The organism is Micromonospora sp. SD12 (assembly GCF_052068495.1).
In the GTDB taxonomy this organism is placed as follows: Bacteria; Actinomycetota; Actinomycetes; order Mycobacteriales; family Micromonosporaceae; genus Micromonospora; species Micromonospora echinofusca.
In genome coordinates this window covers 307,365-332,342 of the sequence record NZ_JBQHDF010000002.1, presented here as the reverse complement: position 1 = coordinate 332,342, position 24,978 = coordinate 307,365, and the positions used below count along the sequence as shown (strand labels likewise).

At 74.3% G+C, this 24,978-nt stretch carries 24 protein-coding genes, 1 tRNA gene and 1 pseudogene; 20 read left to right on the top strand and 6 right to left on the bottom strand.

Going from position 1 to position 24,978, the window contains the following annotated elements:
• Positions 1–171: 171 nt before the first annotated feature.
• The gene (locus ACTMS2_RS05300; RefSeq protein ID WP_441174361.1) at positions 172–864 is read right to left on the bottom strand and encodes a hypothetical protein; all 693 of its coding nucleotides are present in this window, start codon (positions 862–864) and stop codon (positions 172–174) included.
• A gap of 233 nt (positions 865–1,097) precedes the next feature.
• Here ACTMS2_RS05300 and eno point away from each other — a divergent pair, with 233 nt between their 5' ends.
• From eno to ACTMS2_RS05280, 4 genes are read left to right on the top strand one after another with little or no spacing between them, the layout of a single operon-like run.
• Entirely contained in the window at positions 1,098–2,381 is a 1,284-nt protein-coding gene (eno, locus tag ACTMS2_RS05295) for a phosphopyruvate hydratase (RefSeq protein WP_101414196.1), read from the top strand.
• 32 nt (positions 2,382–2,413) lie between these two features.
• Positions 2,414–3,052 (top strand): FtsB family cell division protein, encoded by a 639-nt coding sequence (locus tag ACTMS2_RS05290; protein WP_441174360.1) that lies wholly within the window; start codon positions 2,414–2,416, stop codon positions 3,050–3,052.
• Positions 3,053–3,086: 34 nt separating this feature from the next.
• Positions 3,087–3,644, top strand: coding sequence for a DUF501 domain-containing protein (locus tag ACTMS2_RS05285; RefSeq protein ID WP_441174359.1), 558 nt, complete (start codon positions 3,087–3,089; stop codon positions 3,642–3,644).
• Between the two features lie 2 nt (positions 3,645–3,646).
• On the top strand, positions 3,647–4,183 hold the full coding sequence (locus ACTMS2_RS05280) for an amino-acid N-acetyltransferase (RefSeq protein ID WP_363893663.1): 537 nt from the start codon (positions 3,647–3,649) through the stop codon (positions 4,181–4,183).
• A gap of 74 nt (positions 4,184–4,257) precedes the next feature.
• Here ACTMS2_RS05280 and ACTMS2_RS05275 read toward each other — a convergent pair whose 3' ends face one another.
• A complete protein-coding gene (locus tag ACTMS2_RS05275; RefSeq protein ID WP_441174358.1) occupies positions 4,258–5,157 on the bottom strand; it encodes an alpha/beta hydrolase family esterase in 900 nt (299 codons plus the stop codon).
• A gap of 98 nt (positions 5,158–5,255) precedes the next feature.
• Between ACTMS2_RS05275 and ACTMS2_RS05270 the strand changes: the two genes are divergently transcribed.
• From ACTMS2_RS05270 to ACTMS2_RS05210, 13 genes are all read left to right on the top strand, one after another.
• Positions 5,256–6,254, top strand: coding sequence for an ArsR/SmtB family transcription factor (locus ACTMS2_RS05270; RefSeq protein WP_441174357.1), 999 nt, complete (start codon positions 5,256–5,258; stop codon positions 6,252–6,254).
• A 27-nt stretch (positions 6,255–6,281) separates the two neighbouring features.
• Positions 6,282–7,211 (top strand): Ppx/GppA phosphatase family protein, encoded by a 930-nt coding sequence (locus tag ACTMS2_RS05265; RefSeq protein ID WP_441174653.1) that lies wholly within the window; start codon positions 6,282–6,284, stop codon positions 7,209–7,211.
• A 1,093-nt stretch (positions 7,212–8,304) separates the two neighbouring features.
• Positions 8,305–8,637 carry a PadR family transcriptional regulator gene (locus tag ACTMS2_RS05260; protein ID WP_441174356.1) on the top strand — a complete coding sequence of 111 codons (333 nt, stop codon included), beginning with the start codon at positions 8,305–8,307 and terminating at the stop codon, positions 8,635–8,637.
• Positions 8,634–9,656 carry an HAAS signaling domain-containing protein gene (locus ACTMS2_RS05255; protein ID WP_441174355.1) on the top strand — a complete coding sequence of 341 codons (1,023 nt, stop codon included), beginning with the start codon at positions 8,634–8,636 and terminating at the stop codon, positions 9,654–9,656. The genes ACTMS2_RS05260 and ACTMS2_RS05255 overlap by 4 nt, the downstream gene beginning before the upstream one ends.
• A gap of 117 nt (positions 9,657–9,773) precedes the next feature.
• Complete coding sequence (locus ACTMS2_RS05250) at positions 9,774–10,256, top strand: LppU/SCO3897 family protein (RefSeq protein WP_441174354.1); 483 nt, start codon at positions 9,774–9,776, stop codon at positions 10,254–10,256.
• Between the two features lie 201 nt (positions 10,257–10,457).
• Positions 10,458–11,144, top strand: coding sequence for a dienelactone hydrolase family protein (locus ACTMS2_RS05245; RefSeq protein ID WP_089001964.1), 687 nt, complete (start codon positions 10,458–10,460; stop codon positions 11,142–11,144).
• The gene (locus tag ACTMS2_RS05240; protein ID WP_441174353.1) at positions 11,137–11,877 is read left to right on the top strand and encodes a uracil-DNA glycosylase; all 741 of its coding nucleotides are present in this window, start codon (positions 11,137–11,139) and stop codon (positions 11,875–11,877) included. The genes ACTMS2_RS05245 and ACTMS2_RS05240 overlap by 8 nt, the downstream gene beginning before the upstream one ends.
• Positions 11,878–11,955: 78 nt before the next feature.
• Positions 11,956–12,702, top strand: a complete 747-nt coding sequence (locus ACTMS2_RS05235; protein WP_441174352.1) for a DUF4129 domain-containing protein — start codon at positions 11,956–11,958, stop codon at positions 12,700–12,702.
• A gap of 64 nt (positions 12,703–12,766) precedes the next feature.
• The gene (locus ACTMS2_RS05230; RefSeq protein ID WP_441174351.1) at positions 12,767–13,354 is read left to right on the top strand and encodes a hypothetical protein; all 588 of its coding nucleotides are present in this window, start codon (positions 12,767–12,769) and stop codon (positions 13,352–13,354) included.
• The gene (locus ACTMS2_RS05225; protein ID WP_089001960.1) at positions 13,351–14,355 is read left to right on the top strand and encodes an AAA family ATPase; all 1,005 of its coding nucleotides are present in this window, start codon (positions 13,351–13,353) and stop codon (positions 14,353–14,355) included. Before ACTMS2_RS05230 ends, ACTMS2_RS05225 begins: the two co-directional genes overlap by 4 nt.
• Positions 14,355–15,761: a DUF58 domain-containing protein gene (locus ACTMS2_RS05220; protein ID WP_441174350.1), complete on the top strand. Its 1,407-nt coding sequence runs from the start codon at positions 14,355–14,357 to the stop codon at positions 15,759–15,761. Before ACTMS2_RS05225 ends, ACTMS2_RS05220 begins: the two co-directional genes overlap by 1 nt.
• 55 nt (positions 15,762–15,816) lie before the next feature.
• Entirely contained in the window at positions 15,817–16,377 is a 561-nt protein-coding gene (locus ACTMS2_RS05215) for a hypothetical protein (protein WP_441174349.1), read from the top strand.
• A 104-nt stretch (positions 16,378–16,481) separates the two neighbouring features.
• Positions 16,482–17,813, top strand: a complete 1,332-nt coding sequence (locus ACTMS2_RS05210; protein WP_441174348.1) for an NAD(P)/FAD-dependent oxidoreductase — start codon at positions 16,482–16,484, stop codon at positions 17,811–17,813.
• A 138-nt stretch (positions 17,814–17,951) separates the two neighbouring features.
• Here the strand turns inward: ACTMS2_RS05210 and ACTMS2_RS05205 are convergent, their stop codons facing one another.
• On the bottom strand, positions 17,952–19,784 hold the full coding sequence (locus ACTMS2_RS05205) for a hypothetical protein (RefSeq protein ID WP_441174347.1): 1,833 nt from the start codon (positions 19,782–19,784) through the stop codon (positions 17,952–17,954).
• 102 nt (positions 19,785–19,886) lie between these two features.
• On the opposite strand from ACTMS2_RS05205, the gene ACTMS2_RS05200 reads away from it, so the two are divergent.
• The 3 genes from ACTMS2_RS05200 to ACTMS2_RS05190 all read left to right on the top strand — a co-directional run bounded on the left by ACTMS2_RS05200 (position 19,887) and on the right by ACTMS2_RS05190 (position 21,462).
• A tRNA-Leu gene (locus tag ACTMS2_RS05200) sits at positions 19,887–19,967 on the top strand.
• A gap of 110 nt (positions 19,968–20,077) precedes the next feature.
• A complete protein-coding gene (locus ACTMS2_RS05195; RefSeq protein WP_089001955.1) occupies positions 20,078–20,893 on the top strand; it encodes a Bax inhibitor-1/YccA family protein in 816 nt (271 codons plus the stop codon).
• 248 nt (positions 20,894–21,141) lie between these two features.
• A complete protein-coding gene (locus ACTMS2_RS05190) occupies positions 21,142–21,462 on the top strand; it encodes a hypothetical protein (RefSeq protein WP_441174346.1) in 321 nt (106 codons plus the stop codon).
• Positions 21,463–21,755: 293 nt separating this feature from the next.
• Here ACTMS2_RS05190 and ACTMS2_RS05185 read toward each other — a convergent pair whose 3' ends face one another.
• From ACTMS2_RS05185 to ACTMS2_RS05175, 3 genes and pseudogenes are all read right to left on the bottom strand, one after another.
• Entirely contained in the window at positions 21,756–23,018 is a 1,263-nt protein-coding gene (locus tag ACTMS2_RS05185; protein ID WP_441174345.1) for an acetyl-CoA C-acetyltransferase, read from the bottom strand.
• A gap of 77 nt (positions 23,019–23,095) precedes the next feature.
• Positions 23,096–23,899, bottom strand: coding sequence for an SGNH/GDSL hydrolase family protein (locus tag ACTMS2_RS05180; protein ID WP_101414210.1), 804 nt, complete (start codon positions 23,897–23,899; stop codon positions 23,096–23,098).
• Positions 23,888–24,948, bottom strand: a pseudogene (locus tag ACTMS2_RS05175) (SGNH/GDSL hydrolase family protein); the annotation flags it as partial. The gene ACTMS2_RS05180 and the pseudogene ACTMS2_RS05175, both read right to left, overlap by 12 nt.
• Positions 24,949–24,978: the final 30 nt, after the last annotated feature.

Below are 24,978 nucleotides of genomic sequence, written 5' to 3'. Positions count from 1 at the left end.
GGGCCGGCAGCGGGGGCGATGAGGCCGGCGAATCCGCTCGGTTGTTCATAGCCCGGGCCGCGCTTCCCGACGGGGCCGGGTGGGATCGAGACGGCCGGTACTACCGGTCGCGCTGGGCGCGGGCGGGGGGCTTCCGGTCGGCCCTGGCCACGAAATCGCCGGGGGGATCGGTCACGAGCTGGCCGGGCGGCGGTCCACGACGCCGGCGTCGGGCGGGAGGTCGAACGCGGCGCCGTCGACCGTCTCGCGGTAGCGGTTGAGCGCCAGCTCGACCTGGCGGCCGTCGACCCGGCCGGTGAAGCTGCCCAGCACCCCGTCGGTGGTCACGCAGGCGGTGAAGTCGCCGGCCGACTGCGTCACGTCGACGCAGGTGGCGTGGTGGCCGGCGAGGGTGGTGTCGCTCTGGTCGATGACCGCCTGCGGGTCGAGCGCGGCGGTGGTGAGCAGCCCCACGACGACCGGCGGCGTGATTAGTCCCCGCTGCTTGGCCTCGGTGAACATGGTCACCGTGGGCTTCGCGTTGGGCGCGGGCGGTGCCTCCAGGGTGCAGGTCGCGCGGCCGGCGGCGGTCTCGCAGCGGGTCGTGGCCTCCGGGGTGACGGTGAGCTTGCCGCCGGGCCAGGTGTAGGCGGAGCGGGCCGGGTCCTGGGCCTGGGCGATGGTGGCGGTCTGCCCGCCGGGGAGCTGGTAGTCGGCGGAGTAGGTCAGCTCCAGTGCCCGGTCGAGCCGGGCGGCCAGGTCGTTCACCAGGTCGGACCGCCCGATCGCCCGGCCGGCGTCGTCGAGGGTCTGGCAACCGGTCACCGTGAGCGACGCGATGACCGACACGGCGAGCATGCGGAGGGTGGTCGAGGCGGCGGGCATGGCGCCCAGCCTGGCCGATCGGGTCAACCGCGCGCAAACCCGTTGCCGGTTGAGGCACGAGAATCCGGGAATGTCCGTGTAAAACACTGCCCGGAGGCAGGTTTCGGATGGGGCCGCCGAGCGCCCGGACCGCCCGCGTCCGAGCGCCGCCCGATACGCTGCGTTTAACAACTGCCTCAGCCGCACCGTCGCGGCCCATACCGGACCGGAACACACAAACGAGGAGCGACTCAGTGGCAACCATCGAGGGAATCGTCGCGCGGGAGATCCTGGACTCGCGGGGCAACCCGACCGTCGAGGTCGAGGTCGGGCTCGACGACGGCACGATCGCCCGGGCGGCGGTGCCCTCCGGCGCCTCCACGGGCGCCTTCGAGGCGATCGAACTGCGCGACGGTGACGCCGACCGCTACCAGGGCAAGGGCGTCGAGAAGGCGGTCTCGAACATCGAGGACAAGATCGTCGACGAGCTGATCGGCTACGAGGCCAGCGAGCAGCGGCTGATCGACCAGAAGATGCTCGACGTCGACGGCACCGACAGCAAGTCCGAGCTGGGCGCGAACGCCATCCTCGGCGTCTCCCTGGCGGTGGCCAAGGCGGCGGCCGGCAGCGCCGAGCTGAGCCTCTTCCGCTACCTGGGCGGCCCGAACGCGCACCTGCTGCCGGTGCCGATGATGAACATCCTCAACGGCGGCGCGCACGCGGACTCGAACGTCGACATCCAGGAGTTCATGATCGCGCCGATCGGCGCGCCCAGCTTCCGCGAGGCGCTGCGCTCCGGTGCGGAGGTCTACCACGCGCTCAAGTCCGTGCTGAAGAAGAAGGACCTCTCCACCGGTCTCGGTGACGAGGGTGGCTTCGCGCCCAACCTGCCCACCAACGCCGCCGCCCTGGACCTCATCGCCGAGGCGGTCGAGAAGGCCGGCTACCGGCTCGGCACCGACATCGTCTTCGCGCTCGACGTCGCCGCCACGGAGTTCTTCGACAACGGCACCTACACCTTCGAGGGCGCCGCGAAGAGCGCCGAGGAGATGAGCAACTACTACACCAAGCTCGCCGGCGACTACCCGATCGTGTCGATCGAGGACCCGCTGGCCGAGGACGACTGGACCGGCTGGCAGACGCTGACCGCCTCGCTCGGCGACCGCGTCCAGATCGTCGGCGACGACCTCTTCGTCACCAACCCGCAGCGCATCGCCCGGGGCATCGCCGAGAAGGCCGCCAACGCGGTCCTCGTCAAGGTCAACCAGATCGGTTCGCTGACCGAGACCCTGGACGCGGTGGACCTGGCCCACCGGGCCGGCTTCAAGTGCATGATGAGCCACCGCTCCGGCGAGACCGAGGACACCACCATCGCCGACCTGGCGGTGGCCACCGGTTGCGGGCAGATCAAGACCGGCGCGCCGGCCCGTTCGGACCGGGTCGCCAAGTACAACCAGCTCCTGCGGATCGAGGAGGAGCTGGCCGACGCGGCGCGGTACGCCGGGGCGGGCGCCTTCCCGCGCTACCGTTCGGCCTGAGACGCGCGAGGCCTCGGGGGAGGGGTGTGACGATGCAGCAGCGCCGCACACCGGGCGGTCAGCGCCCCGCCCGCCGGCCGGGTAGCACCGGTCGGCCGGGCGGGGCCCGGGGTGCCCGGACGCCGCTGCGCGAGGGCGGCGTCCGCGCGGAGTCGCGGGCCACGGCCGGCCGCGCGCCGGGGGCGGCCCGGGGCGCCGAGGGCGTACGCTCCGCGAGCCGGCCCGCCGCGGCCCGTCGGACGGCCGCCGGCACCGTCAAGCGGCTCTCCGCACCCCGCTCCCGGGGCCTCACCGGGCGGGCCACGGTGCTCTTCGCGGTGCTGATCGCGCTCGCCCTGGCCTACACCTACCCGGTGCGCGTCTACCTGGACCAGCAGGCCGACATCGAACGGATGGAGGCCTCCCAGGCCGCCCAGCGCCAGGCCATCGAGGAGCTCTCCGAGCGCGCGGCCAAGTGGCAGGACCCGGAATACATCAAGATCCAGGCCAGGGAGCGGTTCTTCATGGGCCCGCCGGGCGAGACGCTGCTGGTGGTGCTCTCCGACCCGGAGGGCGCCGCCCGGGACGCCGGTTCGTCCGCCGCCCCGTCGACGCCCCCCACCCCCGCCTCCTGGTACGACACCCTCTGGTCGAGCGTGCAGGCCGCCAACGGCGAGCAGCCCGACAAGTGAGCGGCACCCGAGCATCGAACGAGGAACCAGCATCGTGACTGTCGTACCACCGCAGGAGCCGGCGGCGGACTCCGTACCCCCGCCGAAGCGCGAGCCGGCCACCGAGGCCGACCTGGCCGCGGTGGCCGCGCAGCTCGGACGCCCGCCCCGGGGCACCCGGGCCGTGGCCCACCGCTGCCCCTGCGGCCTGCCCGACGTGGTGGAGACGACCCCGCGCCTGGCCGACGGCACCCCCTTCCCGACGCTGTTCTACCTGACCTGCCCCCGGGCGACGGCGGCGTGCAGCCGGCTGGAGTCGGCGGGGCTGATGAAGGAGATGGCGGACCGGCTGGCCGCCGACCCGGAGCTGACCGCGCGCTACCGCGCCGCGCACGAGGACTACCTGGCCCGCCGGGACGCGATCGGCGAGGTGCCGGAGATCGCGGGCATCTCCGCCGGCGGGATGCCCGGCCGGGTGAAGTGCCTGCACGTGCACCTCGGGCACGCGCTCGGGGCCGGGCCGGGGGTCAACCCGTTCGGTGACGAGACGCTGGAGCTGGTGGAGAAGTGGTGGGCGGCCGGGCCCTGCGTGGACGTGCCGGCGGCGGACTGACCATGGCGGGCGCGGACGGGGGCGTGGCGGGGGCCGACGACGTCGTGGTGCGGCGGGCCCGCACCTCGGACGTGCGCGGCATCCGGCGGCTCGTCGACACCTACACCGACGACCGGCGGCTGCTCAGCAAGGCGACCGTGACCCTCTACGAGGACGTGCAGGAGTTCCGGGTCGCGGTGCGCGCCGGCGACGGCGCGGTGGTCGGCTGCGGCGCGCTGCACGTGATGTGGGAGGACCTGGCCGAGATCCGGACGGTGGCGGTCGACCCGTCCTGCCGGGGGCGCAAGCTCGGCCACCGGATCGTCGCGGAGCTGATCGACGGCGCCCGCGAACTGGGGGTCGCGCGGATCTTCGTGCTCACCTTCGAGACCCGCTTCTTCGGCTCGTTCGGCTTCACCGAGATCGACGGTGCGCCCGTGCCGCAGCCGGTCTACGAGCAGCTTCTGCGCTCCTACGACGAGGGCGTCGCCGAGTTCCTGGACCTGGAACGGGTCAAGCCGAACACCCTCGGCAACACCCGCATGCTGCTGCGCCTCTGACGCGGCTCCGGGCAGCGCTCGCGTGGCCCCGCAGCCGCCGGGTGTGCGTGGTCAGCCGGGCCCGCCGGCGGTGCTCAGCCGCGGCGCGGGTGGGCGGCGAAGAAGTCCCAGACGAGTTCGGTGGCGACGAGGCCCGCGTCGGGGGCGGCCAGCTCGCCGCCCTGCGCGCCCGGCCACGAGTGCCCCATGTCCGGCAGGGTGTAGACGGTGACGTCGCTGCCGTCGCCGCACCGCGCGTCGGTGCGGGTGACGCGCGGTGCGCCCGCCGGTGGCGCGCCGGAGACCGGTGTGCAGCGCAGCCGCCGCTGCCACGTCCGCACGCCCTCGGTGAAGACGTCGGCGTAGCGGTCCTGCCCGCCGATGAACGTGATCACCGACACCGGCCGCCGGGGCACGTAGGTCTCGGCGGCCGTCCGGGGGCCGCTGTAGCCGCCGCTGACCACCCCGATGGCCGCGAAGAGGCCCTCGGACTCGACGGCGGCGCGGAAGCTCATGTCCCCGCCGTTGGAGATCCCGGTGAGGTAGACCCGGTCCGGATCGACCCGCCACGCGCGTACGAGGTGGGCGGTGAGGTCCCTGAGGAAGCCGACGTCGTCGGTCGTCCCGCAGCAGATCAGCGCGTTGAAGCCGCCGTTGCGCCCGTCCGGGTACGCGACCAGGAAGTTCTCCCGGTCGGCCACGGCGTCCAGCCCCACCATCTCCCGCAGGCGGGCGCCGGTGCCGGGATAGAAGTGCAGGGCGATCACCAGCGCCGTGGGCCGGCCGGGGTCGTAGCCGGGCGGGGCGTGCAGCAGGTAGCGGCGCTCGACCCCGTCGTGCGACAGGACGAGCTGGTGGTCGCCGGCGGCGGGGCGCTCGACGGCCCCCGAAGGCGACGGGGCCGGCGCCGCACGGGACTGACCCCGATCCCCGCCGCACGCCGTGGCGACGACGGCGATAACCAGCCCCGTCAGCACTGCCACCGTCCGTCGCACGCCCCGCCCCCTCCGTGATCCCCGGGCTCCACACTGGATGCTGCCGTCTGGCGCGGGCAACCCTTTCGGTCCAGGCCGAAGGGCGGCAGTCTGCTGGCATGCTTCGTCTCCGCCTGGGACCGGCGGACCTGTGCCGGGTCCGCTTCGCCGACCGTCTGCACCCGGTCGGCACGGCCATGCTTGCCTGTCAGGCGCTGTACGACGCGGAGGCGGCCTGGACAGCGCCGGGCCCCGCCGCGCACGCGGCGACGGCGGCGGGTCGGGTCCGCTCCGCCGCCTCGGTGCTGCGGCACCTGCTGCCCGCCCGGGGGCGCCTGCCGGACTTCCTCACCCCGCTGGACGGCCTGGAATCGGTCGCCGCGGGTCTGGAGGCGATCCGGGCCGCCCCCGTCGGGCGCATCCGGGCGGAGGTCACCGCCGCGTACGCGCAGCTGCCCGCGACGCCGCTGCGCAGGCGGTTCGCCGAGGCCGACCGGGAGACGATGAACCTGTTCGGCCGGGCCCTGGGCACCTGGTACGACGCGGTGCTCGCGCCGCACTGGGCCGACCTGACCGACGCGCACGGGCACCAGGTGGCCGAGGCCAGCGGCCGGCTCGCCGCGCAGGGGCTGGACGGGCTGCTGAACGCGCTGCACCCGGCGATCCGGTGGGAGGCGCCGTCGCTGACGCTGACGGTGCGGACGTGGTGGAGCGCGACGGTGTCCGGCACCGGTCACGGCCTCCTCCTGCTGCCCTCTCCGCTGGCCGGGCCGCATCCCCGGGTGCTGGTGGAGCCGGACCGGCCCGTGCTCGTGGTGTATCCCGCGCCGATGCCGCGCCGGGTCGAGGCGGGCGTCGCCGACCCGCTCGGCCGCCTGTTGGGGTCCACCCGGGCGGCGGTGCTGCGCCGCCTCGGTCGTCCGGGTCGGCACACCACCACGACGCTCGGGCGGGGCGTCGGCATCAGCGTCTCCTCGGCGTCCGAGCACGCGGGGGCGTTGCGGGCGGCCGGCCTGGTCAGCAGCGTCCGGGACGGCGGGGCCGTGCTGCACCGGGTGACGCCGCTCGGCGCCGAACTGCTCGGCCACGACGACGCCGGGCCGGCCGGCCCCGCCTGACGTAGGGTTGCTGCCGTGACGACGCGTGTGGCCGCCATCGACTGCGGGACCAACTCGATCCGACTGCTGGTCGCCGATCTGCCGGACGCCTCGGCGGGTCCGGAGGCGCCGCTGGCCGAAGTGAGCCGGCGGATGGAGATCGTGCGCCTCGGCCAGGGCGTCGACAAGACGGGACGGCTGGCCCCGGAGGCGATCGAACGCACCCGGGTGGCGCTGGCCTCGTACGCCGCCGAGATCGAGAAGCTGGGCGCGGAGCGGGTGCGGATGTGCGCCACCTCGGCTTCGCGGGACGCCTCCAACGCCGCCGAGTTCCGCGAGATGGTCGAGCGGACCCTCGGGGTCGCGCCCGAGGTGGTGACCGGCGACGAGGAGGCGCGGCTCTCCTTCACCGGCGCGGTGCGCGGGCTGCCCGCCGACGCGCGCGAGCCGTACCTGGTCGTCGACATCGGCGGCGGCTCGACCGAGTTCGTCGTCGGCACCCGCGCGGGCGGCGTCGAGGCGGCCATCTCGATGGACATCGGCTGCGTCCGGATGACCGAGCGGCACCTGCACGGCGACCCGCCGGCGCTGGACGAGGTCGCCGCCGCGCAGGCCGACATCGCGGTCGCGGTGGACCGGGCGCTGGCGGCCGTGCCGGGCCGGGAGGCGGCCACGCTGGTCGGGCTCGCCGGGTCGGTCACCACCGTGGTCGCGATCGCCCAGAGCCTCCAGGAGTACGACCCGGAGCGCATCCACCACGCCCGGGTTCCGTACGACGCGGTGGCCGACGTGACCGCCGACCTGCTCGGCAAGAGCCGGGAGCAGCGGCTGGCGATCCCGGTGATGCACCCGGGCCGGGCCGATGTCATCGGGGCGGGCGCCCTGGTGCTCCGGGTGATCATGGAGCGGGCGGGGATGGACTCGGTGGTCGCCTCCGAGCACGACATCCTCGACGGCATCGCCTGGTCGCTTGCCTGACCGGCAGTCGTGCCGGCAATCGCGGACCTCACCCGCGAGCCGATCGCGATGCGGAGTTGCTCCGGCGACTTGCCGAATGACCAACTGCTCGACGTCAACGGGCTTTCGAGGTCGACGTCGAGCGGATAGGTTGCGCCGATGAGTCGACAGGACAAGGTCCCGGCCGTCTCACTCGGCGGTCGCGTGGTGGTGTCGGCGCAGTTGCTGGGATGGCAGCCCTTGACAGAGCTGCACCTCTGGTTGCTCGACTGAGCCAGCCGCCATCGCATCCAACGAAGACTTGATCGAGTTGTCGAGCGCGCGCAACCGGTCAACCGGCGGACCATGCCGGCTCGCCCGGTTGGTCTCGTGTTCATAGACTCCCGGCTGTGCGAGGTCTTCTTGCGACAGCCGAGGCGATTCTCGTGCTGGGTGCGGCGGCGGTGGCCGGGGTGCGCTGGACGGCGGCCGGGGGGCCCGTTCCTATCGCGGCGCCAGCGGGGGCGTTCGCCGGCCTGCAGGTCTGACTTCCGGCTGCGCCATGCACGCCAGATCGCCGGGCGGGCGTCCGGGCATCCCAAGGTTTACGCGGGAAGAGCCGGCGGCGATCCATCCCGAGCTAACCCACGGTAATGAACGCGCGATGTGACATACCGTGACGGCGCGTATGGGCTGCGGCGGTAGCCGTTCGCGCCCTTTGCTCTGCAGCCACGGAGGCACCGGGCTGCTGAGCAGCAGTTTTGTAAATCGAGCTGGTTAGCGGCTGATGGCAGAAGGTCACGTGCGGTTACTGGTGCGTCCATGGCTGCAAAGCAAAGCGCCTGAGGCGGGGAGGGCCCCGGGCGGGGGATGCTACTGAACTTGATGGTTGCGAATGGGAGGGTGCGGCGCTGCGACCGTGAGGGCAAACCGTTCGGTGCTCGGTGATCAAGACCAAAGCGGTCGAGGTCAGCCGGCGACGACCCGGAGCGCTGGCCGATCGACCTGGCGCAGGCTCGTGTGCTGGTGCATGTACTGCGGGATCTGTTGCGGGTCGCGGACGCCGCGGCACGCCGAGCGGCCTGACCCGCACGTCCTTTGACGGTACTGCGCATTGCGTACTAGTGTGCAATGCGTGGACACCACACAACTGCTGAAGGGCGTGCTGGATCTCGCCGTCCTCGCCGTGCTCCGGGAGGAGGACGGCTACGGCTACGACATCCTGCGCCGGCTGCGCGACGCCGGGCTGGAGGAGGTCGGCGACGCCTCGGTCTACGGCACGCTGCGCCGGCTCTACGCCGCCGGCCTGCTGACCACCTACGTCGTGCCGAGCGAATTCGGCCCGCACCGCAAGTACTACTCCCTCAACGCCGCCGGCCGGGACCAGCTCACCCGGTCCGGCAAGCTCTGGCGCTCGTTCGCCACCACCATGGACGCACTGCTCGACGATCGGGGGATGGCGGCATGACCGTCATGGAGCAGGAAATCGCGGACTACGCCGCCCGGGTCCGGGCCGCGCTGGCCGACCTGGCGCCGGCACACCGCGACGAGTTGACCGAGGACCTGCCGGAGCACCTCGCCGAGGTCGCCGCCGAGGCCGGCGGCTCGCTGGTCGACCGGCTCGGCGAACCCGAGGCGTACGCGGCCGAGCTGCGCGCCGCCGCCGGGGTCGCCGTCGCCGGCACCGGTGGGCGCCGGCTGGACCGTCGCCTCGGCGTCGCCGTGGACCGGTTCCGCGCGCGGGCACACCGCTGGGACGTCCAACTCGGACCACCCCTCGGGTACGCCACCGCGAGCGAGTTCCTCCGGCTGCTCCGCCCGGCGTGGTGGGTGCTGCGCGGCTACCTGGCCGCCATGCTCGTCACGGTGATCACGACCGGCGACTCGTTCGGCGTGCTGCCCGAGCTCAACGGCAGCACGCTGGCCGGCCTGGTGCTGCTCGCCGGCGCCGTGCTCGCCTCGATCTGGCTCGGCCACCACACGCCGGGCCTGACCCGGCCCAAGCGGCGGCTGCTGCACGCCGGCACGGCGGTGCTGGTGATCTTCGGGATGGTGGGCCTGGCGGACATGAACGGGCGCGTCGGCTCCGGCGACTTCGGCTACGAGCAGACCTCCATCGACGGGCGCTACGACCACGTCCGGGACGTCTTCGTCTACGACAGCGAGGGCCGGCTGGTGGAGAACGTCCGGCTCTTCGACCAGAACGGCGACCCGATCCGCCTCGGCTACCCGGACTGCCCCGCCGTACGGGACCCGAACGGGCTCGGCAACCCGCTGCTGTCGACCTACCCGTACTGCCCCCAGCAGGCGCCCTTCGCGCCCCGGGCGCCGGTCGGTCCCCTGCCGTCGACGGGCGTGCCGCCGGTGCCGGCACCCACCGCCTCGGGTGACCCGACCGAGCCCACGCCCACGCCGAGCGGCGCCCCGAGCACGGCGCCCGCGCCGACGCAGGCATCGACCGGCACCCCGTCCCCGGCCCGGACGTGAAGCGGATCATGCCGTGAAGCTGGGAAATAGCTGAACGGATGAGTCCAGCGGGGCAACGGCTGTCGGTGCCGGTCGCTACGGTGTCGTCTGCTCACTCACCCCCCGGAAGGAAATCGCGTGTCAGAGCAGGTCGCACCGCCCCCCGCGCCGGACGCCGCCCAGCCCCCGTCGGCCGTCCAGGCGCCGCCCCCGGCGGAGCCCCAGGCCGAGAAGTCCGGTTCCAAGAAGCTGCTCGGCATCGTGGGCGCGATCGTCGTGTTCCTGGTCGTCGCCGGCCTCAAGTTCGGCATCGGCTCGGCCATCGGCAACTTCTTCAACAAGGACGAGACCGCCGAGGCCAAGGCCGGCGACTGCATCGCCGAGCTGCCCGAGGTGACCGGCACCGAGGAGGAGAAGGTCGACGGCGCGAAGGTCGTCGAGTGCACCTCCACCGACGCCGCCTACAACGTGGTCGGCCGCGTCGACGGGCAGACCCAGGCGCAGGCCCGCTCTCCGGAGGCGTGCGGGCAGTACATCAAGGAGGGCCAGGAAGGTTACGTCTACTACAGCATCGAGCCGGGCAAGACCGGCTACCTGCTGTGCCTGACGAAGAAGGCCTGATCCCCCTTACGACAGCACCGCCGACGGCGGCGCGGACGACGTCCGCGCCGCCGTCGGCGTCCGCGGCTACGGGCCGGCGAACAGGAGGTGAATGCCACTGTTCCGGCGTCTTCCCCGGGGCGCTCACGGCGTGGCAGGCTACCGGCACGTAACACCACTGTGCGACCAGCCAACGATGACTGACCGCTAGGAGGACGGCCGATGGGCGAGATGGTGGGCTACCGCGGCAACGGGGGGACGAGCGAGGGGTATCTCGCGATACCCTCCGGCGGTGCGACCAGCCCTGCGGTCATCGTCATCCAGGACTGGTGGGGCCTCGTGCCGCACGTCCGGGCGGTGGTCGACCGCTTCGCCGAGGCCGGATTCGTCGCCCTCGCCCCGGACTTCCGCCACGGCGGCCCGGCCAGCAAGCCCGACGAGCCCCGGCAGATGCTGAACAGCGCGCAGATGGACGAGGCGGCCGCCGACATCGCCGGCGCGGCCGACTACCTCGCCGGGCGGCCCGAGGTCGCCGGCAAGGTGGGCTGCGCGGGCTTCTGCGCCGGGGCGAGCCTGGCACTCTGGGCGGCCACGCGCTCCGAGCGGATCGTCGCCACCGCCGCCTTCTATCCCCGGCTGCCGTGGGACGGGATGCGCGCCGAGTGGGCCGACTACGCGGGCAAGGCGGCGCTCATCCACTGCTCCGAAGAGGACGGCACCTCCGCCGCCGACGGCGTACGGACCGTCCGCGGCGCCATCGAGACCTCCGGCGGCACCTGCCAGGTCTACGACTACCCCGGCACCTCGCACGCCTTCTTCAACGAGGACCGGCCGGAGAACTTCGACCAGCGCGCCGCCGCCACCGCCTGGGCCCGCACCCTCGAACTGTTCCGGGCCAAGCTTGGCTGAGTCCCGTACGCCCGACGAGGTGGTCGCCCGCGCCGCGCGGGCGACCGACCTGGCCGACCTCGACGCCGCCGTCAGCGACTGCTTCGCCTGCCCGCGGCTGGTGCGGTGGCGTGAGGAGGTGGCCCGGGTCCGCCGGGCGGCCTTCCGCGACCAGGAGTACTGGGGGCGGCCGGTGCCTGGTCTCGGCGTCGCCGGCGCGCGCATCGCCATCCTCGGCCTGGCGCCCGCCGCGCACGGCGGCAACCGCACCGGCCGGATCTTCACCGGCGACCGCTCCGGCGACGTGCTGTTCGCCGCGCTGCACCGGGCCGGGCTCGCCAACCAGCCGACCAGCGTCGCCGCCGACGACGGCCTGACCCTGCGGGACCTGCGGATCTTCTCCGCCGTGCGCTGCGCGCCGCCGGACAACAAGCCCACCCCCGAGGAGCGGGACACGTGCGCGCCGTGGCTGCACCGCGAGGTGACGCTGATCCGGCCCACCCTGCGCGTCGTGGTCGCGCTGGGCGCGTTCGCGTGGGCCTCGTGGTGGCCGGTGCTGCGCCAGGTGTACGGTCTGCGACCGCCCAGCCCGCGACCGGCGTTCGGCCATGGGGCACACTGGTCCGGCACGGGCGCACCGGAACTGCTCGGCTGCTACCACGTCAGCCAGCAGAACACCTTCACCGGGCGGCTGACACCAGGGATGCTGGACGACGTGTTCGCCCGGGCGAAGGCACTGGCCGGGGTGGACTGAGGCGCGGGGGCGGTGGCGATGACGGACGGAACGCGTCGGCCCGTGCGACCCGCCCCGGTGGCCCGGAGGTAACCCGCGATGCAGATTAGCGTCCTGCGCAGGTGGTGGCCGGTCGCGGCGGTGGTGCTCCTGCTGGCCGTCGCCGCGCTGTCGTCCGCCCACTCGTCGATCGGCGCGAGCCGGATCCCGCCCGCCACCGACAACATCCCCTACGTCCCGGAATACCCGACCGCCGAGCCGGACCCCTCGATCCCCGTCGAGCCGCGCGACACCGCCGAGGCCACCGGGGCGCAGATCCCGGGGTGGCTCGTCACCACCGTCGTCGTGCTGCTCGGGCTGGCGCTGCTCGGCGCGTTCGGCTATCTCACCTGGACGCTGGTCCGGGGCGCGATGCGGCGCACCACCCGGGCGTTGCCGGCCCGGCGGCCCCGGCGTACGCCCGAGGGCACCGCCCGCGAGGTGGCCGCCGCCCTCGACGCCGGCCTGGAGGAGCTGGACGACCGGGCCACCGACCCCCGTACGGCGGTGATCGCCTGCTGGGTCCGCCTGGAGCAGGCCGCCGCCGGGGCCGGCGTGCCCCGGCTGGCCGGCGACACCCCCACCGACCTGGTCAGCCGCCTGCTGCGCGGCGACCCGTCGGCGGGCGTCCCGGCGATCGTCAGCGCCGACGTGCTGGCCGAGTTCGCACACGTCTACCGCGAGGCCCGGTACGCCACCCGGGAGGTCGACGAGCACACCCGCGACCAGGCCCGGGCCGCGCTGCGCCGGCTGCGCGGCGAGCTCGCCGCCGTGGTGGCCGACGCCGACGTCGAGGTGCCCGCGTGACCGGGACGGATGCCGGCGTGGTCGGGGCGCGGCCGGTGCCCGCCCGGCGTGGCGAGGTGGCGCGGTGAGCAGCACCAGCATCGACGACCTGCTGAGCTTCGAGGAGGAGCGACCGGCACCCGCCGAGCCGTCCCGGAACGGGCGGGTCGGTCGGGTGCTCCGCACCGTGGCCGGCGTGGCGGCCGTCGTGGTCGTGCTCGTCGCCGGCCTGCGCGTGGTCGGCCTGCGGGTCTCGCTGCCGGTCCTCGTCGCCGGGGTGGTCGCGTTGTTCCTGGTGCGCCGGGTCGTCGCCGCCCTGGCGCCCCCACCCCCGCCCCGCTCCGGCGGCCGGGCGCCGGCCACCACCGACGACGACGGCACCTGGAACTGGGGCGCCCGCGACGCGCTGCGCGCCGCGATCAACGGCTGGGAACGACCGCTGGACTGGGCCGGGAAGGACCGGGAACGGTTCGCCGAGCGGATCCTGCCGCGGATCGGCGAGCTGGCCGACGAGCGGCTGCGCCAGCGCCACGGTCTGACCCGCGAATCCGACCCGGAGCGGGCCCGCGTCCTGCTCGGCGACCGGGTCTGGACCTTCCTCAGCACCCCCTCCCGCCGCCCCCCGTCGCCGCGCGACCTCGCGGCGATCGTCGCCGAACTGGAGAAGATATGAACGACGTGGACCGCAGCATGCCCGCCGCCGAGGTCGGCCACCTCGCCCGGTCGGTGCTCGAGGCGGTCGGTCAGGTCGTGGTCGGCAAGCGGGACGCGCTGGAGCTGGTCCTCGCCGGGATCCTGGCCGGCGGGCACGTGCTGCTGGAGGACCTGCCGGGCCTCGGCAAGACGCTGACCGCGCGGTCCTTCGCGCAGGCGCTCGGGCTGGACTTCCGCCGGCTCCAGTTCACCCCCGACCTGCTGCCGGCCGACGTGACCGGCTCGTTCCTCTACGACCAGCGCAGCGGCGACTTCGCGTTCCGGGCCGGCCCGGTCTTCACCAACCTGCTGCTCGCCGACGAGATCAACCGGACCCCGCCGAAGACCCAGTCGGCCCTGCTGGAGGCGATGCAGGAGAAGCAGGTCTCCGTGGAGGGCGTGACGTACAAGCTGGACGAGCCGTTCCACGTGCTGGCCACCGCCAACCCCATCGAGTACGAGGGCACCTACCCGCTGCCCGAGGCGCAGCTCGACCGGTTCCTGCTCCGGGTCTCCTTCGGCTACCCGGAGGCCGACGAGGAGTGGGAGGTGCTGCGGCGCCGGATGGCCCGCCGCCGCGAGGAGGCGGAGATCAAGCCGGTGGTCGACGCGGAGACCCTGCGTGCCATGCAGGCCGCCCTGGAGGACGTGGTGGTGGAGGACTCCGTCGGCCGATACATCGTCGCCCTGACCGCCGCCACCCGCGAGCACCCGTCGGTGCTGGTCGGCGCGTCGCCGCGCGGCTCGCTGGCGCTGCTGCTGCTGGCGCGCGTACGGGCGGTGATGGCCGGGCGCGACTACGTGGTGCCGGAGGACGTCAAGGAGGTCGCCGCCCCCGCCCTCGCCCACCGGATCACGCTGCGCCCCGAGATGTGGCTGCGCCGCGTCGACCCGTCCTTCGTGGTCGGTGAGGTGCTGGAGGCGACCCCGGCGCCCGCCAGCGGTGCGCTGCCCAGCTACGCCGCAGGCCACGGGCGCTGATGGTCGCGTCCCCCGTGCCGCCCCGGGTCGAGTCGTCGGGGCCGCCGCCCGCGACCGGCTGGGTGCCCACCGGGGCGCTCGGTCGGGCGGTCCTGCTCACCGGGCTGCTGCTGATCGCGGGGGTGCTGCTCGGCCGGGTCGACCTGGTCGTGCTGGCCGCCCCGTTCGCGCTCGGCACCGCGTACGCGCTGCGCCGCCGGCCGACCGCCCTGCCGCAGGTCTGGATCTCCGGCGACGACGGCCACCTGGTCGAGGGCGGCGAGCTGACCGCCACGGTCACCGTCGGCAACCCCGACCAGCTCGACTACGACGTGGCGGTGGTGCGCAGCCGGATCTCGCCGTGGCTGCGCGTCGAGCGGGCGACGATCGCCGGGGCCACGGCGGCGTCCGGCGCCCGGTCGGCGGCCGTCCCGTCCGTCGCGGAACGGCCCTTCGTGACCGCCGTACCGACCGCCGCGGCCGTGGACCTGGAGCTGACCGGCACGGCGCTGCGCTGGGGCCGGCACCCCGTCGGCCCGGCGGGTGCCCGGGTCGCCGTCGCGCAGGGCCTGCTGGTCTCCCGCGCCGTGATCACCGAGCCGTCCCAGGTACGGGTCTACCCGAAGACCGAGCCGTTCGACGCGGTCGAGGCGATGCCCCGGGCCGCCGGCCTGGTCGGCGCGCACCACTCGCGCCGGCCCGGCGAGGGCGGCGAGCTGGCCGGCGTACGGGTCTTCGCCCCCGGGGACCGGCTGCGCCGGATCGACTGGCGGGTCTCGCTGCGCGCCCGGCAGTTGCACGTGGCGGCCACCCTCTCCGACCGCGACGCCGAGGTGGTGGTGCTGCTCGACGTGCTCGCCGAGGCCGGCCGCTCCGGCGGCGTCTCCGGTGCCGCCTCCGTACTGGACACCACCGTCCGGGCCGCCGCCGCGATCGCCGAGCACTACCTGCACCGCGGCGACCGGGTGTCGATGCTCGAGTACGGCCCCGCCGCGCGGCGGCTGCGCCCCGCCACCGGTCGACGGCAGTACCTCACGGTCCTGGAATGGCTGCTGGAGGTGCGGGCCGAGTCCTCCCCGCACGAGCCGTACGACCAGGTCTTCGGCCCGCAGGTGCTGTCGGCCGACGCGCTGGTGGTGGTCCTCACCCCGCTGCTCGACGAGCGGTCGGCACAGATGCTGGCCCGGCTGGCGCGCTCCGGGCGGTTCGTGGTCGCGGTGGACACCCTGCCGGCGGACCTCGCTCCGCCGAAGGACCGGGGCTGGGCCGAGGTGGCGTACCGGCTGTGGCGGCTGGACCGGGACACGATGATCGGGCAGTTGCGCGAGCACGGGGTGCCCGTGGTGCGTTGGGCCGGCGCGGGCAGCCTCGACGAGGTGCTGCGGGACGTGGCCCGCCTGGCGACCGCCCCGAGGGTGGGCCGGTGAGCGCGAGGAACGCAGCGCAGCGGAGTCCCGCAGTCGCGAACGAAAGGCGGCACCGTTGAACGCCGTCACCGAACGGGTCCGGGCGCTGCGGTACGCCGCCGCCCGGATCAGCCTGACGCCGCTGCTGGTGCGCGCCGGCATCTTCCTCACCGTGCTGGTCGGCCTCGTGCTGGCGTACCCCTCCGAGGTGCTCCTCGGCCAGCCGCTGCTCGCGCTCGTGGCGGTGGCGGTGCTGCCGGCGGTCGGGCCGCGCCGGGTCTGGCCGACCTTCGCGGCGCTGGTCACGGTCGGCGGCTGGCTGGTCGCCACCGACGGCTACGGCCGGCCGATCGCGCTCTGGCGGCTGCTCGCCGTGGCGGCGGTGCTCTACCTCACCCACACCCTCTGCGCGCTGGCGGCCGTGCTCCCGTACGACGCGGTGGTCGATCCCGACCTGATCGTGCGGTGGCTGGTCCGGGCCGGCGGGGTGCTCCTGGCCACCTTCGTCCTCGGTGTGCTGTTGGTCGAGGTCGGCGGGCTCGGCGGTGATACCGGACACCAGGCGGCGACGGTGGTCGGTCTGCTCGTGGCGGTGGCGGTGGCGGCGTTGCTGGGGTGGCTGCTGCGCCGCAGGTGACGCCCCCTTTCGGGGAAAGTCGTGCAGGTCACAGGGGTTGTGCTCCGTCACAGAGAAGGGGCGCGGGCGGGATTAGCCGCGCCGCGCCGGGAAAGATAGATGACGTGAACCCGAAGCGGATCCTTGTGGTGGGTGCCGGGCACGTCGGTCTCTACGCGGCACTGCGCCTGTCGAAGAAGCTCAGCTCCCGTGAGGCTGAGGTCGTCGTGGTGGACCCTCAGCCCCACATGACCTACCAGCCGTTCCTGCCCGAGGCGGCGGCCGGCAACATCTCGCCCCGGCACTCCGTGGTGCCGCTGCGGCGGGAGTTGCGGCGGTGCAAGGTGGTGGCGGGCGCGGTGACGCGGATCGACCACGACCGCAAGACCGCCGTGGTGCAGCCCATCAGCGGCCCCACCCGGGAGATCCCGTACGACCACGTCGTCGTCGCCCCCGGCTCGGTGTCCCGGACGCTGCCGATCCCCGGCCTGCACGAGCACGGCATCGGCTTCAAGACCATCGGCGAGGCCATCTACCTGCGCAACCACGTGCTGGACCGGCTCGACGTGGCCGCCGCCACCCCCGACCCGGCCGTGCGTCGCTCCGCGCTGACCTTCACCTTCGTCGGCGGCGGGTACGCCGGCATCGAGGCGCTCGCCGAGATGGAGGACATGGCCCGGGACGCGCTGAAGTACTACCCGGAGCTGAAGCCGGAGGACATGCGCTGGGTGCTGGTCGAGGCGACCCAGCGGGTGCTGCCCGAGGTGGATCGGGACATGGGCGCCTACACGGTGCAGCAGCTGCTCAAGCGGAACATGGACATCAGGCTGGACACCCGCCTCGAGTCCTGCGTCGACGGGGTCGTGAAGCTCTCCGACGGCGACAGCTTCCGCTCCGACACCATCGTCTGGACGGCCGGCGTGAAGCCGTCGCCGATGCTGGACGCGACGGACTTCCCCCGCGACGAGCGGCGTCGGGTCACGTGCCTGCCGACTCTCCAGGTGGTCGACGGCGACCGGGTGGTCGAGGGCGCGTGGAGCGCCGGTGACTGCGCGGCCGTGCCGGACCTGACCAAGGAGCCCGGCAACTACTGCTCGCCGAGCGCCCAGCACGCCGTCCGTCAGGCCGCCCGGATGGCCGACAACATCGTCAACGTCGTACGCGGCCGGGAGCCGGTGGAGTACAAGCACAAGCACGCCGGCAGCGTCGCGAGCCTCGGCCTGCACAAGGGCGTGGCCCAGGTGTATGGGATCAAGATGACCGGCTGGCCGGCGTGGTTCATGCACCGGACGTACCACATGAGCCGGATCCCGTCGTTGAACCGCAAGGTCCGCGTCGTGGTGGACTGGACCCTGGCGTTCTTCCTCAAGCGTGAGGTGGTCGCCCTGGGGCAGCTGCACGATCCGCGCGAGGAGTTCGCCGAGGCCTCCCAGCCGGTCGGCGCCGGCCGGCGCTGACCGCGTCACGCGAAGGCCCTTCCGCCCCGGGCGGAGGGGCCTTTCGCGTACGTCCGGCCGGCCCGGGCGGAGAGACCTTCGCGTGCCGTGCGGCCGGTCGACGGGCGCGGGCGGCGGCCGCGCCCGGCCGGCGCGAGGTCAGACGCGCCAGGTCCAGGCGTCGGCGATCCGGGTCGCCGGCCCGTAGAGCTGCTCCAGCGTGCCGCGGAGGCTGTCGGCGTGCGGGGTGTCGACGGCCAGGGCCACGCAGGAGGCGCCCCAGAAGTCCGCGTCCTCGGCGGCCTGCCGGCGCTGTCCGTCGTCGACGACCGGCTGCCCGCCGCGCCTGCCCACTTCGGCCAGCAGCGCCGAGGTGGGCCGCGGGTAGGTGCCCATCGCCGCCGTGCCGCCCCGGCCGTACGGGCCGATGAAGAAGCCCTCCGGCATGCCGAACGCCGCGTCGGCGGCGGTCGCCCAGCGCATCGGCCACGGCTGTTTGGGCGTGGCGAGCGGCACCGGCACCAGCACCCCGCCCGGCTCGACGCACTGGCGCCAGTGCCCGCCGGTGACGAAGTCGGGCAGCGGCGGGCGCGCGGCCGTGGGCAGCGGGGTGGGCAGCAGCGGCAGCAACGCCACGCCCACCGCCACCGGCACCAGGCGGCGGGCCAGCCCGGCGCCGCGCAGCGCCCGGTCGACCGCCAGCACCAGCAGGGTGGCGACCAGCGGCAGCACCGCGAGGGCGAACCGCATCGGTAGCGCACCGTCCACCACGGGCAGTCCCGAGAGCAGGGCGTACGGGCCCGGCACGGCGGTGCGTTCGCCGTCGACGACCACCCGGGGGCCGAGCGACAGTGCCCCCGTCACCAGCGTGCCGGCCACGCACGCGACGACCAGGGGGCGACGGCCCAGCCAGAGCGCGCAGGCGGCGGCGACCAGCAGCAGGGGCAGCCCGAGGAACGTGTTGTACTCGGCCGGTCCCGTGGTCAGCCGGGCGGCGTCGTCGTCACCCGCGACGGACAGCGGCGAGATCGTCCACCAGCTGCGCAGGTCCGCGGAGAAGTAGTGCGGGCTGAACATGCCGTCCGCGACGCCCTGCGGGCCGGCGAACTGGAACCAGAGCGGCCAGGCCAGTACGAGCAGGGCGAGCCCGGTGGCGAGCGCCATCCCGCCGGCGAAGCCGGGCAGGGCGCGGCGGGCCAGGTTCCGGTCCGCCACCGCGTAGGCGACCGCCATCACCAGCAGCGTGACCGCGCAGAGGAAGAGCACCTCCTCGCCGACGAAGACCTGCGCCGTGACCGCCGCCGCCAGGCCGACGGCCGAGCTGACCATCCGCCGGCGGTCCGGCCCGTCGACGCCGCCCGCCGGGTCGGCGGCGCGCAGCAGGCGGACCACGAGCCAGACGATCACCGGAACCAGCCACTGCGCCGTCATGTGCAGGTGGCTGTTGGTCTGCGAGACCATCCCCGGGCCGAAGCCGCACAGCACCGCCCCGAGCGCGGCGGCGAGCCGGTGGGCGCGCAGGACCCGGGTGAAGAGCAGGTACCAGGCGATCGCGGTGCCGGCCAGGTTAGCCAGGGCCAGCAGGGCGAAGGTGACCGGTGCGCCCAGCAGCAGGGTCACCGGGGCGAAGAGCACGCCGAGCGCGATGACCGTGGTGTTGGTCATCAGGTTGACCCCGTCGGGCGCGTTGAGCCGCCCGGTGAGCAGGTCGAAGTCGCCGAGCAGCGCCCGCGAGTCGACGGCGAGGAACCACTCGTAGAGGGCCTGGTCCTCCGGGTTGAGCGCGAGGACCCGGGCCGCCGGGTCGGGCCAGAGCCCGTGGGTGAGCCACCCGGCCAGCGCCACGAAGATCAGTGCGACGGTGACGTCCGTCCGGCGACGGCGGACGGCGGCCAGCAGGCGTGCCGGCCGGAGCCGGCGGGCGGGGCGGTCGGTGGCGACGACAGCCTGGTCAGGGACGGCGTCGGGGGCCGTGGGGGCTGTGCTGCTCACGGTCTCGACCCTAGTGCGACCCGGACGCCGGGGTACGCCGGGCCGCCGCCGACCCGCTAACGTGACACTGCACCACGCGTGTCGACCCGCGCGGTGTCACCCGCCCGGGTGGTGGAACGGCAGACACGGCCGCCTTAAAAGCGGCTGCCGCAAGGCGTGCGGGTTCGACCCCCGCCCCGGGCACGCCCACTCTCAGCTTCCGCTCAGCTTGGCGATCTCCACGGGACTGCCCTGGGCGTTTACTCTTGTGGGTGCACGTTCACGTGCAACGACCCCCTGAGGGAGGCCTGACAGTGAAGACTTCGAACCCGGTGCTCGCCCGGCTCGGCCAGGCGGCCGAGCGGGAGCGCTCCGCCGGGTACGCCCCGACCGGGCCGTACGGACAGCCCGGCTATCCACAGCAGTACCCGACGGAGGCCGGCTACCCGGCGGCCCCGCCGACCGTCAACACCATGTCGATCGACGACGTGGTGGTCAAGACCGTCACGCTCCTGGGCATCCTCGGCATCTCCGCCGCGGCCGCGTGGGTGCTGGTGCCGGACGCCCTGCTCGGCGCGGCCTGGATCGGCGCGGCGGTGGTCGGCCTGGTCCTGGGTCTGGTCATCTCGTTCTCCCGGATGGCGAACCCGGCGCTGGTCGTCGCGTACGCCGTCGTCGAGGGCGTCTTCGTCGGCATGGTCAGCAAGTTCTTCGAGTCGCTCTACGACGGCATCGTGGTCCAGGCGGTGACCGCCACGTTCGGTGTCTTCTTCGTGATGGCCATCCTCTACAAGGCGAAGGTCATCCGGGCGACCCCGAAGTTCGTCAAGGGCATGATCGCCGTGATGGCGGGTCTCTTCGCCGTCATGCTGATCAACCTCGTGTTCGCGCTCTTCGGCGTCAACACCGGTCTGCGCGACGGCAGCCCGCTGGCGATCGGCTTCAGCCTGGTCTGCATCGTCGTCGCCGCGCTGAGCTTCGTGCTCAGCTTCAAGGAGGTCGAGGACGGCGTCCGGATGGGGCTGCCCCAGCGCTACTCCTGGGTCGCCGCCTTCGGCATCCTGGTCAGCCTGGTCTGGCTCTACATCGAGATCCTGCGCCTGCTGAGCTACTTCCAGGGCGACGACTGACCGTCGCCCGCCCGTCCGACGGCGCCCGCCCCCGCACCCGCGAGGGCGGGCGCCGTCGTGTCCCGCCCCGCCCCCGCCCCGACCCCGCTCCCGCCCGCCTCTCCGGGGCGGTGATCATGAGGTTGGCGGCGAAGTTGATCGCGATTTGCGCCGCCAACCTCATGATCACCGGCCGGGGCCGGGGCCAGGACCGGGCTGGGCTGGGTGGGACGGCTGGGTGGGGGTGGGTGGTCCGTAGACTCGGCGGGGTGAGCGTGGGGGAGTTGGGGCGGGCGGTGGAGTTGCTGGTCCGTCAGGTCGGGCACTGGCAGCAGCCCCGCTGGGCGGCCACGGCCGCCGGTGGCAACGTGTCCCGCGCCGATCTCGTGCACCGGCTGGTGCAGGAGATCGCCAACCGGGTCGCCGACGCGGAGGGCGGGCCCCGGCGGACGGTGCCCCGGCTCGACAACGACCTGGCGCTGCCCGACCAGCTCCGGGTGGTGGCCGCCGACCTGGTCGCCGCCGCCCCGCCGCCGGAGGTGCTGGCGCGGGCCGCCGCCGAGGTGACGGCGACCCGCGGAATTCTCTAGCGCGATCCGCGTGTGGCCGATCGGGGGCTGCGGCCCCGACGGCGAGGCCCGCCCGGGCCGGGGCGCGCCTGGCCGGGGCAGTGCAGGCCGGCCACCCTGCTTGTCAATAGTCCAACGGGGACCCTGACGACGAGGGCCGGCCCCGACAAGGGCCGGCCCTCTCGTCCGGGCTCAGGACTCCGGGCTCAGGACTCCGGGCTCAGGGCGCTCAGCTCGGGCGCGCGTCGACCAGGGCGCTCAGCTCGGGCGCGTGTCGACCAGGGCGCTCAGCTCGGGCGCGCGACCCAGGGCGTTCAGCTCAGGCGCTCGACGATCATGGCCATGCCCTGGCCGCCGCCGACGCACATGGTCTCCAGGCCGATCGTCTTGTCGTGCCAGTCCAGGGCGTTGAGCAGGGTGCCCGTGATGCGGGCGCCGGTCATGCCGAACGGGTGGCCGACGGCGATCGCGCCGCCCATGACGTTCAGCTTCTCCAGCGGGATGTCGAGCTGGCGGTAGGAGGGGATCACCTGCGCCGCGAACGCCTCGTTGATCTCCACCAGGTCGACGTCGTCGATGGTCATGCCGGCCCGCTTGAGCGCCTGCCGGGTGGCCTCGACCGGGCCGAGGCCCATGATCTCCGGCGAGAGGGCGGTCACGCCGGTGGAGACGATCCGGGCCAGCGGCGTGATCCCGAGGTCCCGGGCCCGCTGGGCGCTCATGATCACCACGGCGGCGGCGCCGTCGTTGAGCGGGCAGCAGTTGCCGGCGGTGACGCGGCCGTCGGGGCGGAACACCGGCTTCAGCCCGGACACCGCCTCCAGGGTGACCCCGGCACGCGGCCCGTCGTCGGTGCCGACCACCGTGCCGTCCGGCGTGGTGACCGGGGTGATCTCCCGGGCCCAGAAGCCGTCGGCGATCGCCTTCTCGGCGAGGTTCTGGCTGCGTACGCCGAACTCGTCCATGTCGGCGCGGCTCACGTCGTACACCTGGGCCAGGTTCTCGGCGGTCTGACCCATGGTCAGGTAGATGTCCGGCAGTTCGCCGGCCTCGCGCGGGTCGGTCCAGACGGGGGCCCCACCCTGGGTGCGGGCCTGGGAACGCTCGGCGGCGGCGGCGAAGCGCGGGTTCTCCCAACCGCCGCCGACCAGCGCCTGCGCCTCCTTCGGCAGCCCGTCGGAGCTGCCGCGGGCGTACCGGGAGACGGTCTCCACGCCGGCGGAGACGAACACGTCGCCCTCGCCGGCCCGGATCGCGTGCATCGCCATCCGGGTCGTCTGCAACGAGGACGCGCAGTAGCGGGTGAGCGTCGCGCCGGGCAGCGTGTCCAGGCCCATCAGGGTGGCGACCACCCGGGCCATGTTGAAGCCCTGCTCGCCGCCGGGCAGACCGCACCCCAGGTAGAGGTCGTCGATCTCGGTCGGGTCGAGCTGGGGAACCTTGTCCAGGGCGGCCCGCACGATGGTCGCGGCGAGGTCGTCCGGGCGGACGTCGCGCAGGGACCCCTTGTGCGCCCGGCCGATGGGGGAGCGGGCGGTGGCGACGATGACGGCGTCGCGGGACGACTCAGTCGGCATGAACCAACGTTAACCCGTCGGTAACTTCGGGTGGAAGCTGCCCACCGGCCGGGAAATGTCACGCCCGCGGCGGCTGGTCAGTGCCGGGAGGCGACCGCCGCGGCGGCGGCGACGGCCGGGAGCAGGGCGTGCGCCCAGACCCGGTAGCCGTCGGCGGAGGGGTGGTAGCCGTCGTGGCACAGCGTGCCGGCGTCGGCCCGGAACACCGCCCCGGTCTCGGTGGCCAGGTCGACGACGGTGCCGCCGGCGTCGAGCACCGCCGCCGTCTGGGCGCGAGCCACCCGCCGCCCCGACCAGCCGACCACGTTGCGCAGCGGCGGGGCGATCGCGCGTACGGCGCCCAGGTCGGGGCACGTGCCGACGACGACCTCGACCCGGGCCTCGCGCAGCCGGTGCACGGCCGCCCCGAGGTAGGCGGCGGCCTCCACCGGGCGACGCAGGGTGGTGGCGTCGTTGGCCCCGATCAGGATCACCGCCACGTCGGGACGCTCGCCGAGCAGCGCCCGGGCCACCTGGGTGGCCAGGTCCGTCGAGCGGGAGCCCGAGACGCCGACGCTGGACAGGTGCACCCGGCGGCCGTTCGGGCCCTCGGCGAGCAGGTTGGCCAGCTGCCCGCCGATGGTCTCGTCGAGGCGGCCGACCCCGACGCCGAGGGCGGACGAGTCGCCGAGCAGCACCAGCCGCAGCGGCGGTGCGTCGGCGCGCCCGACCGTGGCGCGCAGGGCGAGCGCCAGCTCCGGCTGGGCGTACCGGCGGTGCCGGGCAGCGAAGGCCTGCCCGGCCAGGACGGCGGCGCCGCCGACCGTGCCGGCGATGAGGCTGAGCGTCGCCGCCCGGCCCAGTCGGTTGGCGAGCCCCGAGGGGATGAAGCGCTCGCTCATGCCAGTCCCTCCAGTGTGGGTGAGTCGGCGGCGGGGCTGGGCTGCGGCACCGCGCCGACACCGAAGAAGGCCCGTCGGCGCAGCTGCGCCCACCGGCCGGCGGGGCCGCGCTCGCGCCCCCGGACCCGGGTGCCGCTGACCTCGGTGCCCGCGTGGCGGGCCGCCTCCTGCGCGGCCTGCGGCAGCGACCGTACGCCCTCGCCCCGCAGGAGGGTCGGACGCCGTTCCTGCCCCGCGCCGAGCGCGGAGAGCACGGTCGGCAGCAGCGCGGCGGCGGCCACGGCGTAGCCCTCCGCCGAGGGATGGAACCGGTCCCAGGCGAACATCCGGGTCGGCTCGGCCGCGAACCGGGGCCCGAGCAGGTCGCCGAGGGAGACCGTCCAGCCGCCGGCTTCGACCACGGCGACCGTCTGGGCGGCGGCGAGCTGTCGGCTCCAGCGGCGGGCCAGCCAGCGCAGCGGCGGCCGGATCGGCTGGATGGCGCCCAGGTCGGGGCAGGTGCCGACGACCACCTCGCAGCCGGCGGCGCGCAGCGTGCGGACCGCCTCGACCAGGTAGCGCACCGCCAGGCCGAGCGGCGTGCGGTTGGTCACGTCGTTGCCGCCGATCAGGATCACCGCGACGTCGGGCCGGCACTCCAGGGCCGCCTCCACCTGGTGGCGCAGCACGGCCGAGATGGCGCCGACCACGGCGAAGCGGTGCAGCCGGACGGGGCGTTGCAGGCGGCGGGACAGGCCGGTGGCGAGCAGGGCGCCGGGCGTCTCCCGGCGGCGGTGCACGCCGTAGCCGGCGGCCGACGAGTCGCCCAGCACGACGACCGTGACCGGCGGGCCGGGCAGCTTCGCGCCGTAGACGCCGTCGCAGCGCGGCGGCGGCGCCTCTGCCATCGGGATCGTGCGGCGGGCCTGGCGGGCCTGCCCGAGGAGCACACCGCCGGTCGCGACCGCGGCCGCCGCGGTGGCACCCGTGCCGATCGCCGCGAGGCGGGCGACCTGCCGGGCGCGCTGCCAGCGCGGACCAACCGGGACGACGGAACCAGCGACCCCCATACAGCGACATTATCGCGCCGGCACGACACG